This is a genomic window from Virgibacillus salarius (genome assembly GCF_039521925.1).
GTDB classification, from domain to species: domain Bacteria; phylum Bacillota; class Bacilli; order Bacillales; family Amphibacillaceae; genus Virgibacillus; species Virgibacillus salarius.
Window position 1 is genome coordinate 1 of record NZ_BAAACY010000076.1, and the last position, 15,674, is coordinate 15,674.

14 protein-coding genes are annotated in these 15,674 nt (G+C 32.5%); 8 read left to right on the top strand and 6 right to left on the bottom strand.

The genetic code is table 11. The features are described from left to right. Window positions 1-86: 86 nt before the first annotated feature. From ABDZ84_RS09965 to tagD, 3 genes are all read right to left on the bottom strand, one after another. Window positions 87-1,100 (bottom strand): LCP family glycopolymer transferase, encoded by a 1,014-nt coding sequence (locus ABDZ84_RS09965; RefSeq protein ID WP_034678495.1) that lies wholly within the window; start codon window positions 1,098-1,100, stop codon window positions 87-89. 183 nt (window positions 1,101-1,283) lie between these two features. Then, window positions 1,284-2,471 carry a CDP-glycerol glycerophosphotransferase family protein gene (locus ABDZ84_RS09970; RefSeq protein WP_026680018.1) on the bottom strand — a complete coding sequence of 396 codons (1,188 nt, stop codon included), beginning with the start codon at window positions 2,469-2,471 and terminating at the stop codon, window positions 1,284-1,286. Then, window positions 2,464-2,859 carry a glycerol-3-phosphate cytidylyltransferase gene (gene tagD / locus ABDZ84_RS09975; protein WP_026680019.1) on the bottom strand — a complete coding sequence of 132 codons (396 nt, stop codon included), beginning with the start codon at window positions 2,857-2,859 and terminating at the stop codon, window positions 2,464-2,466. The genes ABDZ84_RS09970 and tagD overlap by 8 nt, the downstream gene beginning before the upstream one ends. Before the next feature lie 393 nt (window positions 2,860-3,252). Here tagD and ABDZ84_RS09980 point away from each other — a divergent pair, with 393 nt between their 5' ends. The 8 genes from ABDZ84_RS09980 (at window position 3,253) to ABDZ84_RS10015 (ending at window position 12,175) form a co-directional block, all read left to right on the top strand. Continuing rightward, window positions 3,253-3,966, top strand: coding sequence for an IspD/TarI family cytidylyltransferase (locus ABDZ84_RS09980; protein ID WP_026680020.1), 714 nt, complete (start codon window positions 3,253-3,255; stop codon window positions 3,964-3,966). Continuing rightward, the gene (locus ABDZ84_RS09985; RefSeq protein WP_026680021.1) at window positions 3,963-4,988 is read left to right on the top strand and encodes a ribitol-5-phosphate dehydrogenase; all 1,026 of its coding nucleotides are present in this window, start codon (window positions 3,963-3,965) and stop codon (window positions 4,986-4,988) included. Before ABDZ84_RS09980 ends, ABDZ84_RS09985 begins: the two co-directional genes overlap by 4 nt. A gap of 1 nt (window position 4,989) precedes the next feature. Next, the gene (locus tag ABDZ84_RS09990) at window positions 4,990-6,144 is read left to right on the top strand and encodes a CDP-glycerol glycerophosphotransferase family protein (RefSeq protein WP_026680022.1); all 1,155 of its coding nucleotides are present in this window, start codon (window positions 4,990-4,992) and stop codon (window positions 6,142-6,144) included. A gap of 17 nt (window positions 6,145-6,161) precedes the next feature. Then, complete coding sequence (locus tag ABDZ84_RS09995; protein WP_152525398.1) at window positions 6,162-8,084, top strand: CDP-glycerol glycerophosphotransferase family protein; 1,923 nt, start codon at window positions 6,162-6,164, stop codon at window positions 8,082-8,084. A 58-nt stretch (window positions 8,085-8,142) separates the two neighbouring features. Then, a complete protein-coding gene (locus ABDZ84_RS10000; protein WP_026680023.1) occupies window positions 8,143-8,964 on the top strand; it encodes an ABC transporter permease in 822 nt (273 codons plus the stop codon). Between the two features lie 13 nt (window positions 8,965-8,977). After that, complete coding sequence (tagH, locus tag ABDZ84_RS10005) at window positions 8,978-9,778, top strand: teichoic acids export ABC transporter ATP-binding subunit TagH (RefSeq protein ID WP_026680024.1); 801 nt, start codon at window positions 8,978-8,980, stop codon at window positions 9,776-9,778. Window positions 9,779-9,826: 48 nt separating this feature from the next. Next, the gene (locus tag ABDZ84_RS10010) at window positions 9,827-11,197 is read left to right on the top strand and encodes a polysaccharide pyruvyl transferase family protein (RefSeq protein WP_026680025.1); all 1,371 of its coding nucleotides are present in this window, start codon (window positions 9,827-9,829) and stop codon (window positions 11,195-11,197) included. A 243-nt stretch (window positions 11,198-11,440) separates the two neighbouring features. After that, window positions 11,441-12,175, top strand: coding sequence for a WecB/TagA/CpsF family glycosyltransferase (locus ABDZ84_RS10015; protein ID WP_026680026.1), 735 nt, complete (start codon window positions 11,441-11,443; stop codon window positions 12,173-12,175). A 94-nt stretch (window positions 12,176-12,269) separates the two neighbouring features. Here ABDZ84_RS10015 and ABDZ84_RS10020 read toward each other — a convergent pair whose 3' ends face one another. The 3 genes from ABDZ84_RS10020 to ABDZ84_RS10030 all read right to left on the bottom strand — a co-directional run bounded on the left by ABDZ84_RS10020 (window position 12,270) and on the right by ABDZ84_RS10030 (window position 15,667). Next, window positions 12,270-13,334 (bottom strand): LCP family protein, encoded by a 1,065-nt coding sequence (locus ABDZ84_RS10020; RefSeq protein WP_026680027.1) that lies wholly within the window; start codon window positions 13,332-13,334, stop codon window positions 12,270-12,272. Between the two features lie 300 nt (window positions 13,335-13,634). Continuing rightward, window positions 13,635-14,882, bottom strand: a complete 1,248-nt coding sequence (locus ABDZ84_RS10025) for a CynX/NimT family MFS transporter (RefSeq protein WP_026680028.1) — start codon at window positions 14,880-14,882, stop codon at window positions 13,635-13,637. Between the two features lie 113 nt (window positions 14,883-14,995). Beyond that, the gene (locus tag ABDZ84_RS10030) at window positions 14,996-15,667 is read right to left on the bottom strand and encodes a FadR/GntR family transcriptional regulator (protein ID WP_026680029.1); all 672 of its coding nucleotides are present in this window, start codon (window positions 15,665-15,667) and stop codon (window positions 14,996-14,998) included. Window positions 15,668-15,674: the final 7 nt, after the last annotated feature.

The following is a 15,674-nucleotide window of genomic DNA, read 5'->3' on the forward strand; positions in this document are numbered from 1 at the left end:
TAAATATTGAAAAAAGTAAAAAAAGTGATACGCCCTAAATTGGCGTACCACTTTTTTCAGTTACTGGGTTTTGTCCCAGCCCTTTTTTAATTGCCATCTGTTGCTGTTTCGCTTAATGGACTAGTTTCTGACGAAGATTGGACTATCTCTAAATGTTCCTTTAAAGCATCTCTTACTTCTTCTAATGATTGTGGCTCAGCTATTTGATAGCTTATTCCATTCATTCTTTCTTCATGCGTTTTAAGTTCGATTTTGTCTATCTTACTTACATTAAAGTCAGAGTACTCTTTATAGAAAGCTAACCCTTCTTTAATGCTCATATTTGTTTCAACATTATTGCCCATCTCTTGAGCTAAATCATCAATTTTTGTAACTGTTCCAACTGACATTGCTTTTTTAATAATAGCTTTGATAACTTCCTGTTGTCTTTCGTTTCTACCTATATCGCCACGTGGGTCTTCTTTACGCATTCTAGCATATGCTAATGCGTGTCTACCATCTAATTCCATCTCGCCCTCATCGAATTGTAGTTTCTCAGCAACTTTATCATCACTATTTTGTTCAAAATCGAATGGGACATTAACCGTTATACCGCCAAGTATATCTACAACATTTTTAAATGCATCGAAGTTTACTTTAGCATAGTAATCTATTGGTACCCCAAGAAAATTCTCTACTGTATCAATTGTCATTTTCTTTCCACCAAATGCATGAGCGTGGGTTATTTTATCTCTAGTTCCTTTACCAATGATATCTACTTTAGTATCCCGAGGAATACTAAGAAGTTTTAGTTTTTCATCATTAGGGTTGAACGTGGCTACCATTAATGTATCTGTTCTACCTTTATCGCCGTTAGTAGCGTAATCCTCTACACCCATTAATAAAATGGAAACAGGGTCTTTGTTAATAGAAACAGCTTTATCCCGGAGATCCGATTTGTCTCTTCCTAAGTCATCATAAGAATTACTTGCAGCTTGATAGGTTTTAAATGCCTTGTATCCTCCGAATGATAGTAATGCTAGAAATAGTATTATTATAACTAAAAGGAACTTGCGCCTACGCTTTCTTTTTTTCCGTTTCCTAACTAATATACGGTCCATAAATTAACTCCTTTAATCCAATTAATGCATCTTTATAATTATAAATAGTATTCTGTGATTTTTCAAATTTTTTTTCGACAATCTACTACACTATTAGACGATGCTCCTGTATAACGAGTTACATAAATTTTAATTTTTCTCAAAAAATGAATCCTTTTTAAGATAGAAATCTTAAAAAGGATTTTATATAAGTGCCTGCTTCTTTTCTTTACCATCTGTTCGTGTTATAAAATTAGCTAGTTGTAAACTTGCATTACCATTTGAATAATCATTCCATAAATTGGCAAATGCATTAATTTGCGTTTTATTAAAATTATTTTGTTTAATCTCTCTTATGATAGACTCTGTAGAAGTGACAACTGGTCCAGGCATCTGCTTTTCATAATCTTGAATGATTCCTCTTTCCTGTTTATATTCTTCTAAATCATATGCATAAAATATCATAGGTTTTTGATATATTGCATATTCAAATGGGATAGAAGAATAATCCGTAATTAATAAATCAGTAACCATTAATAAGTGATTTGTCTCAGCATAGTCTGAAACATCATATACAAAATTCGGATAGTTATTGATTAATGAGTTAGAAATAGCAGGGTGTAATTTAACAAATAACACATAGTCACTGGATAGATGATTATATAACATTTCCATATCAAGCTGAACTTGATAATTACTGAGTTGCTTATCACGAAAAGTAGGAGCATATAAAATAATCTTTTTATCTTTTATAGTTGGAAATTCTAACTGAATTTGTTTAGAAATTCTTTTTTCTTCCTTCTTGTCATAGAACACATCGGTTCTTGGAATTCCAGTTCTAAGAATAGATTCATTTGGTAAATTAAAGCTTTGGCGAAATATAGTTGCCATACGCTCCGAACCGACTACAGTATAATGAAATTTGTTATAGACCTGTTGAAAACGCATAATTGCTTTCTTGCTTCTGTTCTTTATAGAAGGATCCATTAGCCCAAATTTCTTTATTGCGCCTGCAGCATGCCAGAGTTGAATACAAGTCGTTTCAGGTTTAAAGTTTGTTACAGCTAAAAAACCATAATAGTTATCTACTAAAACAGTAGTTGCTGTTGCTAAATGATAGATTGATTGTACAAATGAAAGGGGATGCTTTAGGCTAAATAGAATTTCTTTATTAATGATATGCTGTTGGAATGGATAGTTACATTTAGGGACTTTTAAGATTATTATCTCTTCTTCTGGTGTCTGTTTACGTATGGCTTGTGCTGTATAATAAATATTGTCCCCAAAAGTTGCCACACCAACAGTTTTCTGCTTTTGGGGAAATAATTTGCATAAGTTAAAGATGAAATGAAATACTTGAAGGTAAACAGAGATGGCAATTTCTCTAACCATTGTTAACCTTTAAATCTGTCTTTATCTTAGTTGTTGAAATACCAATAGTTCTGGGCAAATAAACGACCTCACAGTATTCCTTTAAGTAGTCGAACTGACCTTTCCAGTCGTCCCCCATTACAAATACATCAATTTCATGTTTTTGAATATCCTGGATTTTTTGTTCCCAAGTATTTTCATCAATAACCTCATCTACATAACGAATTGCTTCAAGAATCGCTTTACGTTGCTCAAATGTATAGTAAGCTTTTTTACCTTTCAGTTCATTGAACTCGTCAGCGGAAATTGCTACTATCAAATAGTCGCCGTATTCTTTTGCGCGACGTAATATATTTATATGACCTGTATGAAGTAAATCAAACGTTCCATAAGTAATCACTTTTTTCATTTTAATTCCTCCAATTTAAATGAAGAAGCATTATAGGTCAATATGCTAAATTTCACTTATTATTATAATAACATAAGTTTACATAAAATTAACACAGGGTTTACACTTTGATAATAATTACCACTTTATGAGTTGAGAAGGGAAAATAGAACAGTTATAATTCTAAAAGAGAATAGTTGAAAAAGTGTGTGTAATTTGGACAACCCTAACAATTCCCCCTTTTTAATCGAAAAGTCTTTGACAGTGTGGATAATAAGATTATTAAGGTCCACATTATTAAATATTTCAATGATAAGATACTTTCGAATATAGTTGGTTGACATGATGTGGTTACATCTAAATTCGACACATTATGATATAATATCCATATCTATAATAACTGAGGTGAATGAATTGATTTATGCTGGAATTTTAGCAGGTGGTAAAGGAACTCGTATGGGAAATGTTCCTATGCCAAAACAGTTTCTAACATTAAATGAAAAACCAATAATCGTTCATACTGTTGAAAAGTTTATTCTTAATAATCGATTTGAAAAGATAATAATTGCTACTCCAAAAGAGTGGATTAATCATACAAATGATATCCTTAAAAAATATAAAATTGATTTACCTAAGGTGGAGGTAATCCCTGGTGGAAGTGATAGAAACGGTACAATTATGAGCGTAATAGACCATATTGAAAGAAATTACTCACTAAACGATAGTGATGTCTTAGTAACTCATGATGCAGTTCGTCCTTTTTTAACTCATCGGATTATTCAAGAAAATATTGATCAAGGGCTTGTTCATGGAGCTGTTGATACTGTTATAAATGCTATAGATACTATTGTTGAATCAAAAGATAATGAGTTTATTTCTTCTATACCGAGACGTAATTATATGTATCAAGGACAGACTCCACAAACTTTTAACGTTCAGAAGTTAAAAAGACTTTATAATGAATTAACAGATGAAGAGAAAGTTATTTTAACAGATGCTTGTAAGATTTTTTCTATAAAGGGAGAAGCTGTCAAGCTTGTGCAAGGTGAAATATTTAACATTAAAGTTACCACTCCATATGATTTAAATGTTGCGAATGCCATTATAAAAGGGAGCTTGGATCAATGATAAATCAAGTTTACCGACTAGTTTCTCCAAGACAGTTTGAAGTAACATATAATGATCAATCTATAATTTCCGACAAAGTAATTGTTAGACCAACACATCTTTCTATTTGTGCTGCCGATCAAAGGTATTATACGGGCTCTCGAGGGAAAGAGGCGATGAGGAAAAAGCTACCAATGGCACTAACACATGAAGGGGTTGGGGAAGTGGTTTTTGATCCGACAGGAAACTATAAAGTTGGATCAAAAGTTGTTATGATTCCCAATACGCCGGTTGAAACCGATCCCTTTGTTGGTGAAAATTATTTACGGTCAAGTAAATTTAGATCTAGTGGCTACGATGGTTTTATGCAAGACTATGTTTTTTTAAATCAAGATCGAATTGTAGAACTACCAAATGATATGAATATGGATGTAGCTGCATTTACAGAACTTGTGTCAATAACAGTACACGCACTTAGCCGTTTCAAGAAAAAAGCACACCAAAGAGTTAATACTTTTGGGGTTTGGGGAGATGGGAATTTAGGTTACATTACATGCCTTTTTTTAAAAAAACTATATCCAAACAGTAAAGTAACTATTTTTGGTAAAACAGATTATAAATTAAACCACTTTTCATTTGTTGATGATACGATTAAAATTGATGATATCCCCGAAGGTCTTTCCATTGATCATGCTATTGAGTGTGCTGGAGGAAAAGGAAGTCAATATGCACTAGAGCAAATCATCGATCATATTAATCCAGAAGGTACGATATGCCTATTAGGAGTCAGTGAATATCCAATTGAAGTTCATACTAGAATGGTATTAGAAAAAGGATTAACCTTGATAGGGAGTAGTCGAAGTGGTGCTTTTGATTTTCAGCAAACAATAGCTATTTATAAAGAACATCCCGATATTGTTGACTATCTAAGTACGATAATTGGTAATGTCTTTGATGTTACTAAGATTAATGATGCTACAATGGCGTTTGAAAGTGATTTATCGAGTTCTTGGGGTAAAACTGTAATGAGGTGGATGATTTAACATGAATCATCTATCGTTAAAAAAAAGAATTTTTTTAAGGGCTTATAAATCGCTGTTTAGAGCAATTTATAATGTTTTCTCTTTTTTTAGAAAAACGGATGAGAATAAATTTGTTATTGCTTTATATAGATCAAAAGAATTAGAGGGAAATTTAGAATATGTTAGTGATGAGATAAGAAAAAATATTTCTAATGCTAAGATTCATCTTGTAATTGGTGAGAACAAGATGAATCTTAGACTGTTTAGAGAAATTCCAATGTTATCCAATGCAAGGTATTTGATACTTGATGATTATTATTTACCAATTTACCTGGTACAAAAAAAGAAAGATCTGAAAGTAATACAGTTATGGCATGCAGCAGGTGCCTTTAAAAAGTTTGGTTATAGTACATTAGGAACTAAATTTGGTCCAGGGGCTGATTATTTAAAACTAGTGCCAATACATTCAAATTATACACATGTTTATGTTTCATCTAAAAGAGTAGTACCATTCTACGCAGAAGCATTTAATATGTCGGAAAATAAAATTTTTCCACTCGGAATGCCACGAGTCGATTTTTTTAGAGAGAAAAGTAAATGCGAGAGGATAAGAACAGAGATACTAGAAAAATACCCTATATTAGATGGAAAGAGAATCGTGAAAATATTAGTGGCACCAACATACAGGGCGAATGGCAACCAAGGAGAAACGACATTTAATATAATTGATTCAATGGTTGATATATCACATTTGCTCCATAATAATGTACAAGTTATTTTTAAGCCACATCCTTATACAAAAGAATTAGACTTAAATCGCTTAAGTAAATGTCCAAATATTCTTTTAGCAAGTAAGCATTCCATTAATGAGTGGATGGTAGTTGCAGATGCGTTTATTACAGACTTTTCTTCTTCTATTTTTGAATTTGCTCTGTTAAAAAAGCCAATGGCGCATTTGATTCCAGATCTAGACGAATACGATAAAAATCGAGGACTATATCAAGATATAAATCAACTATCAGATGGGACAATTTTAACTATGAATGACCAATTGGCTGACTGGATAAATAATAGGACTCCCAATGAATACTTTAATTCGTCAAGAATGATTCATTATAATTTCGATGATATTCAAAACATAACCAAAAAAATTGTCTATCATTTTACGCATAAGTAGAAAGGGGTGGGGTAAAAGTGTACCGTACACCAATTGATAACAAGAACGTGGAGATAACAACAGAAGGTGCCGTAGTAAATCAGATAACTAAATTAAACATTAACGGTCCTTACTTGGATATTGAAGGCTATGCTTCAATGAAAGACCATTTTCCGCTTCAAGAAGAAAGGGTACGTAAAACGTTAATGTTTGTTCCAAACATTAATATAGAAGAACTAAGAGAAACAGTTGATGAATATAAAGAATTAACGGATGAACAAATTTTGGAGCATAATATTATTGAGATCGCTTTAGATAATTGTCAATTAAATGAACTCGAAAATTTAGATGAACAAATTTCTGTAGAGTCTTTGCAATCATTAGCTGGATATAAAGGAACGATTGATTTGTCTCTAATTAATCAAGGAAAGCCGTTATTAAGTGGGGATTACAACCTATATATTAAACTAGAACAGCTTGCTCCAAACAATGACAAAATTAAATTCGAAAAAACATTACCGTTATCAAGAGTAAAAAAGTTTATAAAGGGAAGTAGTATTCTTAATACGAAGTTAGAGTATTTTTCATCAAAAAAAGTATTAAAGTATAATTTAGTCGCATCCTTTGATAAATTCAGTAAAACGCTTCACTTAAAGAATACATTGTTACAATCATACGATCCTAGAGATCTTCCGGGAAGTGAATTGTATAAAGAGTCAAGGTATATGAAAGCAATCAAACGAAGATTTTTTAAATTTGTTTATATGTTGTGCAGCATACTGCCTATTAATAAAAGAAAAATATCATTTGCATCTGACAGTCGTTCTGAATTAAATGGTAATTTTTATTTTGTATATGAAGAATTATATAAGCGTAATTTAGATATAGATGTAAAATTTATTTTTAATGAACGAATAAATAATAAAAAAACATTTGGTGATCTAGCTAAAACAGCGCTTCAATTTGCAACGTCTAAGATAATTCTTTTGGATGATTTTTACCCGTTAGTTTACCCACTTAAAATCCGTAAAAATGCTGACTTGATTCAAATATGGCACGCTGCAGGAGCTTTTAAAACATTTGGATATAGTAGGATAGGCAGACCTGGTGGGCCATCGCCAAATTCTAAGAATCATAAGAATTATACAAAAGCAGTTGTAAGTAGTGAAGGAGTACGAGAAAATTATGCAGAAGGATTTGGAATTACAGTAGATAAAATTTATCCTGCTGGGATACCTCGGTCGGATATTTTCTTTGATGTGAAATATAAAGATTATGTTCGCAAAACGTTAACAGAAAAATATCCATTTATAAAAGGGAAAAAAGTAATATTATTTGCACCTACATTTCGGGGAAATGGTCAGGCTTCAGCATATTATCCGTTTGAAATATTGAATTTGAAAAAACTGTATAATGAGCTACATGAGGAATATGTTTTTTTATTTAAGATTCATCCATTTGTCAACAACAAACTAAATATCCCATATGAATATGCTGATTTCTTTTTTGACCTCAGTGATTATCGCGAGATAAATGATTTGTTGTTAATTACAGATATATTAATTACAGATTATTCATCTGTCTGTTTTGAATTTGCGCTACTAAATAAACCGATGTTGTTTTTTGCATTTGATGTAGAAAAGTATATTGAAGAGCGGGACTTCTACTATAATTATTTTGATTTTATTCCTGGTCCTCTATTAAAGACAACGTCTGAAATAATTTCAACTATAAAAGAGCAGAAATTTGAAACGGAAAAGATTCAATCATTCGTTAAGTATTTCTTTGATGATACTTTGGGGAATGCATCAAAAAATGTTGTCGATCACTTAATTATTCCAAGCCTTAACGATAATCCGCTTTATGAACTTGAGGATGAGACAAAGTTATCTCCTCCTTCTTCAAGAATTGAATTATTTGAACGTAGTATTAGAGATCGAAATACTGAAGAAAGTCCGTAATAGTTAATGTTTTAATCTAAACTGTATTGAGTTAAGGTGAATGAGAGAGGAAACATTTATGAAATCAGCAATTAAAGTTATAAAAGAACAAATAGATAATTTTTATCTAATAAGAAGACTATCCATTTATGAATTAAAAAGCCAAAATAAAAATAATTACTTGGGTATGTCCTGGGAAGCTATTAATCCAGCTATCCAAATATTAATATATTGGTTCGTGTTTAGTACACTTAGATCACGTGAGCCAATCGATATGAATGGGATAGAAATACCATTCTTTAGTTGGTTGATTGCAGCATTCTTTTTATGGATTTTCTTTTATCAGTCAACGATACAAGGGTCAAAGTCTATCTATACAAGAATTAAGATCTTATCAAAAATGAATTTTCCTATGAGTGTTATACCAAGTTTTGTTATATTCTCTCAATTTTATGTGCATGTATTTATGTTATTGATATCGATAATTGTACTTCATTTTACAGGATTTACAATATCTATTTACTATATCCAGCTATTGTATTTTGTATTTGCTGCATTATGCCTCTTATTTGCCATATCTCTAATTACATCAACATTGTCTACAATAGTAAGGGATTTCCATATGCTTTTAAATTCGGTGTTACGTATGATGTTATATTTATCAGGGGTATTATGGCCATTAACACTTTTATCAGATCACCAGACATTAATGAGCTTAATGAAGCTTAATCCTTTGTATTACTTAATTGAAGGTTATCGTGCTTCTTTATTTGGAACAGAATGGTATTTTATTACGAACTGGGAGTATACATTATACTTTTGGGGATTAGTAATAATAATATTGATATTGGGATCTACATTACATGTTAAGTTTAGAAGGCATTTTATTGATTATTTGTAAAGGTATGTGAAAAATGGAAAAAGCAATAATTGCAAAAGATATAGTAAAAAAATATAAATTATATAATGGTCCAAAGGAACGATTACTTGATTTAATTATTCCTAGAAGTTATGGGGAAGATTTTTATGCTCTTTCAGGTGTTGAATTTGAGGCAGATAAAGGTGATATTATAGGATTTGTAGGTGTTAATGGCTCAGGCAAATCAACCTTATCTAACATTATTGCTGGTATAGTTCCGATGACATCTGGGGAGTTAATAATAAATGGGCAAGTAGCCTTGATTGCTATTTCTTCAGGATTAAAAGAAGATTTAACGGGTCGAGATAATATTGAATTGAAATTATTGATGCTAGGTTTTAATAAACATGAGATAAAGGAACGTGAACCTGATATTATTGAGTTTTCAGAGCTTGAAAAATTTATTGACCAGCCTGTAAAATCCTATTCAAGTGGTATGAAATCGCGATTAGGATTTGCCATTTCAGTAAATGTTGATCCAGATATCCTTATTATTGATGAAGCCTTATCTGTAGGAGATAAAGCATTTGCTGAGAAGAGTTTCAATAAAATGAGAGAATTCAAAGAAATGGGAAAAACTATGATATTTGTAAGTCATTCCATCAAACAAATGAAGAAATTCTGTGAAAAAATTGTCTGGCTTGAATATGGAATGGTTAAAGATTTTGGAACAGTTGACGAGGTACTTCCAAAATATGAGGCATTTTTGAAAGAATGGAAAAAAATGCCTAAACCAGAAAGGAAGGTATATAGACAAAAAGCTTTGGATCATCGAAAAAATACACCAATAGTATAAGTGATTCAATTATTAAGATCGAATTTAAAATACTAAAGGAGCATTTTTATGAAAAATATTATTATAAGATCAGGTATGTCACCACTTGATACATTTGATGCCTCATATATAATGGATAATAATTCCATTGGAGGTAACGTAGGTAACTTAGTATACCAATATAGTGTCATACGCACATTAATGACTGAAGGAACCTCAATTACTCCGGATTATTATAATTATGACCCAAATAGAGCGGACGAAATTAATGAAAAATTTGATTGTTATATTATCCCTTTAGCCGATGCATTTCGTAAAGATTTTATACCTACATTGAAGAAATATACGAGGTTAATAAAAAAACTAACTATTCCAGTTGTTGTTATCGGTGTAGGCTTACGAGCGCCTTTTGAACCAAAATTAGATGAAGGTTTTCCATTTGATGAAGATGTAAAAGATTTTGTTAAAGCTGTGCTAGAAAAGTCAAATATGATAGGAGTACGAGGCGAGATTACTTCTAAGTATCTCTCTCGTTTAGGATTTCGTGAGGGAATTGACCATACTGTAATCGGATGCCCATCAATGTATACGTTTGGTAGAGAGTTGAAGATTCGTGATACAAACATTACAAAGGAGTCTATGGTTTGCGTGAATTCTTCTAGACTTTCACCTAACCATGTTTTAGACTTTATTTCACGAAGTATGAAAGACTTTCCTAATCACTATTTTATACCGCAATGGATGAAAGAAATGAAGCTTGTTTACAATGGTGCACCACCAATTGCTAAACAAAGTAGTAATTATCCCGTTAAAATGTCTGACCCCGTTTATATGAATAATCGTGTACGTTTTTTCTTAAATGTACCTACCTGGTTAGATTTTATTAGTAGAGCAGATTTAAGTTTTGGAGCAAGGCTACATGGGAATATAACAGCTACTATTGCTGGGACACCTAGCCTTTTAATTCCAAAAGATGCTCGAATGCGTGAATTAGCTGAATATCATAATTTGACTCATGTTTGGGCAAATGATATTACTAAGGATACTAGACTATCTGATTTAATTGAAAAAAGTGATTTCCACCTACCGGAGAAAAAACAAGGGGTCAATTTTGATCACTTTATTAATTTTCTAAATAAAAATGATTTAGATCATATATATAAAGATAGCATGTCGCCTTCAGTTATTCCTTTAGACCTTGAATTATCAAAAAAAGAACTTCTTCCACCTATATATCCAATCAGTGGATGTAGTATGGAGGAAATGGTAATGCGTTTGGAAACCTATTACCCTCAACAAGAGGAAAAAAGTAATAAAGTACAAAAAGAATTAAAAGCTAAAATAGCTAAAAAGGATAAAACGATTAATAAATTAAATGCAACTTTGAATAGAAAATCAGTAAGATTAGCTTTAAAAACAGCAAATATGTTCAGGATATAATGATAGGGGGGGAGGTCATTAGTGTACCTCCCCTTTCATATGGTGTAGGAAAATACAAGAGTATGGTATGCAAAAATAATTAACTCAATATTATAATTATTGATTTTCTCCCCTGAAAGAATGAATAGTCAACCGTAATATATAATGATATTATATATGCAACAACCAATATTATTAAGTTTCTTTTTTATGTGAGTTTGTATTGTAGAGGGTCGCTAATTGGACGTGAAAGGTTGCATTAAAATGAAGATGGACAAAAAGTTAGTTAAATTAATGGATATACCATTTATAAATATTGCAAAAAAGGACCTATTAAATAATAACTTATATCCAAGTTTAGACAAAAGACAAAAATGTTATGTTGTTACAGCTAATCCTGAAATCGTTATGAAAACAAGAGAAGATGCTTCCTATAAGAAAATGGTTAAAAAAGCGGATTACATTGTACCTGATGGAGCGGGTATTGTTATGGCTTCAAAGCTTCAAAAGGAACCAATTCAAGAACGTGTTGCTGGTTATGACTTAATGTTGGACTTATTAGCGTATGCAGATAAGCATGGGTTATCATGCTATTTTTTAGGTGCTAAAGAGCATGTGAATGAAAAATTGGTAAGTAAAGTTAAAGAAAAATATCCGGACTTAACGCTTGCTGGTCACCATCATGGTTACTTTTCAATAGACGATCCTTCCATTGTCAACGATGTTGCAAATAGTAATCCTGATCTTATATTTGTGGCGTTAGGATCACCTCGGCAAGAGGCTTGGATTACGCAGCATATGGATAAGTTCACGAAGGGCTTATTTATGGGAGTTGGAGGAAGTTTTGATGTACTGGCAGGTGAAGTAAAGAGAGCTCCAGAAGGTTGGATAAACCTAAATTTAGAATGGCTATACCGATTGTTAAAACAACCGTTTCGATGGAGGAGGATTTTAAAAGCGGTAGAGTTTATGGTTCGTATATTTTTAAAGAAAAAGTAAGGGCGTGATCCAATCATTGGACCACGCCTTTTTAATTGCCTATATTAATTTATCTCATATATAACTGGCAGTAAGACCCTCACTGATTGAAGTTTCACTTTGTAGTTGAATCATTCTCTTCGTTTGCATCAGCACTGAACTCAGAGTTATTCACATTTGAAGTGGAAAGGTCAAGATGCTCTCTCAATTCGTGCTCTATGTCATTTCTGCTTTGTTCATCTACTTGATAATACCATAATCCGTCATTCATTTTTCCACCAGTTCCGTCTAAACTGACAGAACTTAGAGAAAGATTTGTATTCATTCCATAACTCACAAAGCTCTTCATTTCATTAAAGGATAGACTTGTCTTCATATTGTTGCCGACAGCGGTTATTAAATCATCAAGCTTTAGTATAGATGATGCTGAAGCAGCTTGCTTCACGATTGTCTTTATAATTTCCTGTTGTCGCTTACCTCGTTCTATATCACTATCATATTTCCTTGTTCTGGCCAATGCTAACGCTTCTTCACCATTTAGTTTTTGGTACCCAGGGGTTAAATGAATGGCATTCTTATTATCTTGTGAATCCATTTCAACGATCTCAAATGGTACATCATACTGAATACCACCTAAGGAATCAACAACTTCTATGAAAGCTTCAAAGTTTAAACGAACATAGTAATCTACTGGTACATTTAAAAAGTCTTCGACAGTTTCAATTGATTTTTTGGGTCCGCCAAAATAATGAGCATGATTAATTTTGGTGTAACCATGATCTGGCACATTTACGTACGAATCTCTTGGAATGCTTAGTAGCTTCACACTTTTACTACTTTTATTAAAGGTTGCTAGAATCAATGTATCTGACCTGCTTTTTTCATTATAGCCCCGATTTTCACTATCATCAACACCGATAATTAATACGGATACATTATCCTCTACAGGATCTACCGATTCATTCCTTAATTTGGATGTTTCATTTTCTCTTCCAACTTTTTCATAGGAGTCATTTGCAGCATTTTGAGCAGTTGTATATATATGGAAACCATAAGAAAGGACTGTAATGAATAGTATGGTAAGGGGAATCAGTAAGTACAACAGTAGTTTTTTTCTATTCTTCTTCTTTTTTTTCTTACGTTTTGTGATTCTTGAAAAATTGTTATTTTCGTTAGACATTTTATTTACTCCTCGTCAAACGTACTACATACTATTTTACTATTAAGTGACTAATTCGTAAATTTAAAATTACATTACATTATTGTAAGATGTATGTTTTTCCATTTATATATAAGAGAATTAAGCATTTTTATCCTATTGTAATCTTCTTAATTATTTGGCTGCGATCAGATGCTGGGACTTATGGGTAGCCTAATAGATTCAATCCGACATGTATGCACCAAACGGATTAGTATTCCCTAAGCTTTTCGATGCAAGACATGTCGTATTTACAATAATTCCATCATGAATGTTTACACGTTAATTATCTAACTTGAGTGAAGCAGTTTTAGTTTGTAATTGATCTGTAACGATTCTCTGTTTTCCTGATTCTAAACCCACAATTAAAATGATAGTTGAAATAATAAATAGCATAATAAGTGGAACTTGCCATCCATTTGTTAAATCATGTAATGCACCAATTAAAACTGGCCCTAAAGCTGCTAATAGATAACCAAACGATTGGGCCATCCCTGACATTTCCGCTGCCTGTTGGCCGTTTGATGTTCGAAGACTGAAGAACATCATCGAAAGACTAAAGGCACTTCCGCCAGCAATTCCTATAAAAATAACGGATATAACTAGTACAGGAATAATTCCAGAAAATAATCCTCCAATTCCTATCATAAATAGAATGGCAGTTATACTAGCTAATAGCTTCTGATCATTCATTTGTTCTGCAATGACAGGAATAATAAACGTTACCGGGATAATAGCAAATTGCATAAGGAACAGCATCCAACCAGCGCTATCCGAACTAAAACCATGAGATTGTAATATTTCAGGAAGCCATGTAATTAGCGTATAAAATATTAACGATTGTAATCCCATGAATAATGTAATACACCATGCTAGTGTGGATTTCCAAATAGACCCCTCTGCTTGTGGTGTTGCACTTGTTGTAGGATCTGACTTGTTTTGTTTTTGTAACTGAGGAATCCAAAAAAGCAGGGCAATAAAGGAAAGTATCCCCCATACAGCCAGTGAGCCTTGCCAGCCAATGTCTCCGATAGAAGAAATAGGAACACCTAAGCCAGATCCTAAAGCTCCAAATACGTTCATGAAGACAGCATATATCCCTGTCATTAATCCTATCTTAAGTGGAAAGTTCATTTTTATTAAGCCTGGTAGCAATACGTTTCCAATTGCGATAGCTAACCCAATAAGAATGGTTCCAGAAAATAAAAATATGGAACCAAATAGGGAGCGAATAATAATACCAATTGTTAATAGTGTGATAGAAATAAATATTGTCCATTCTATGCCGATTCTATTTGCTATTTTAGGAGCAAACGGTGATACAAGTGCAAAAGCAAGTAAAGGTAAAGTTGTAATTGTTCCAGCTAACGCATTACTAATTCCTAAATCGTCACGTATATAGGAAATTAGGGATCCAACAGAAGTTAATGGAGCTCTTAAGTTTGACCCAATCAAAATAATTCCAATTAAAAAAATCCAAGTATTGCGGTTTTCTTGTGTCTTTTCTAAAGTTAGTCTATTATTATTCAAAATTTTTCCTCCGAATCTATCATAACAACGGAACTAATCCGAAGTTTATTTCTAAAAAAGTGGTATACTGGAGCAACCTTGTCCTCTATTGCTCTTGAAATTCTGTGCATGCTTTATAATCTTTTTTTAAATTCATTAATATAAGCATCAACATACTTTGTAGCACCATCTATATCTTGATGTCGAATCGCGTCTAAAAGCTCGCTATGAATTTCCTTGTTATAATCGAATTGATTATCCATTAGCATAATATCGCGGATAGAGGAATATAACGGATCTGTCATATGTTCATATAAATCTTGTAGCAGCTTATTATTTGCAGCTCTTACCATATTTTTATGAAAAGTGATATCTGCTTTAATAAAATCCTCCATAGCACCTCGTTCAGCCGCATCCTGACACTGTTTAATACTTGCGTGCAGCTTGTTTATATCCTCTTTACTTCGGCGTTTTGCTGCCAACTGAGCTGCCTCTTTTTCTAAGGCTAATCTAACCTCTAACGTTTCTAGTAGATCAGATTTTTCGATGTAGCGATGCATTGCAGCTTCTAGGGAACTTGATGAACAGACAATCGTTCCGCTTCCTTGTTTTGTTTCTAATAAACCTGCGTGTACTAAAGCATGAATAGCTTCCCTTAATGTATTACGACTAACACCGAATTCTTCCATTAATTCCATTTCAGGTGGAACTTTATCACCAATAGACCAATGACCATTTTCGATTAAATTTTCCATTTGCGAAACAACTTGGTCGACTAACGATATGCGATTCGTTTTCTTAAGCATTCTTTAC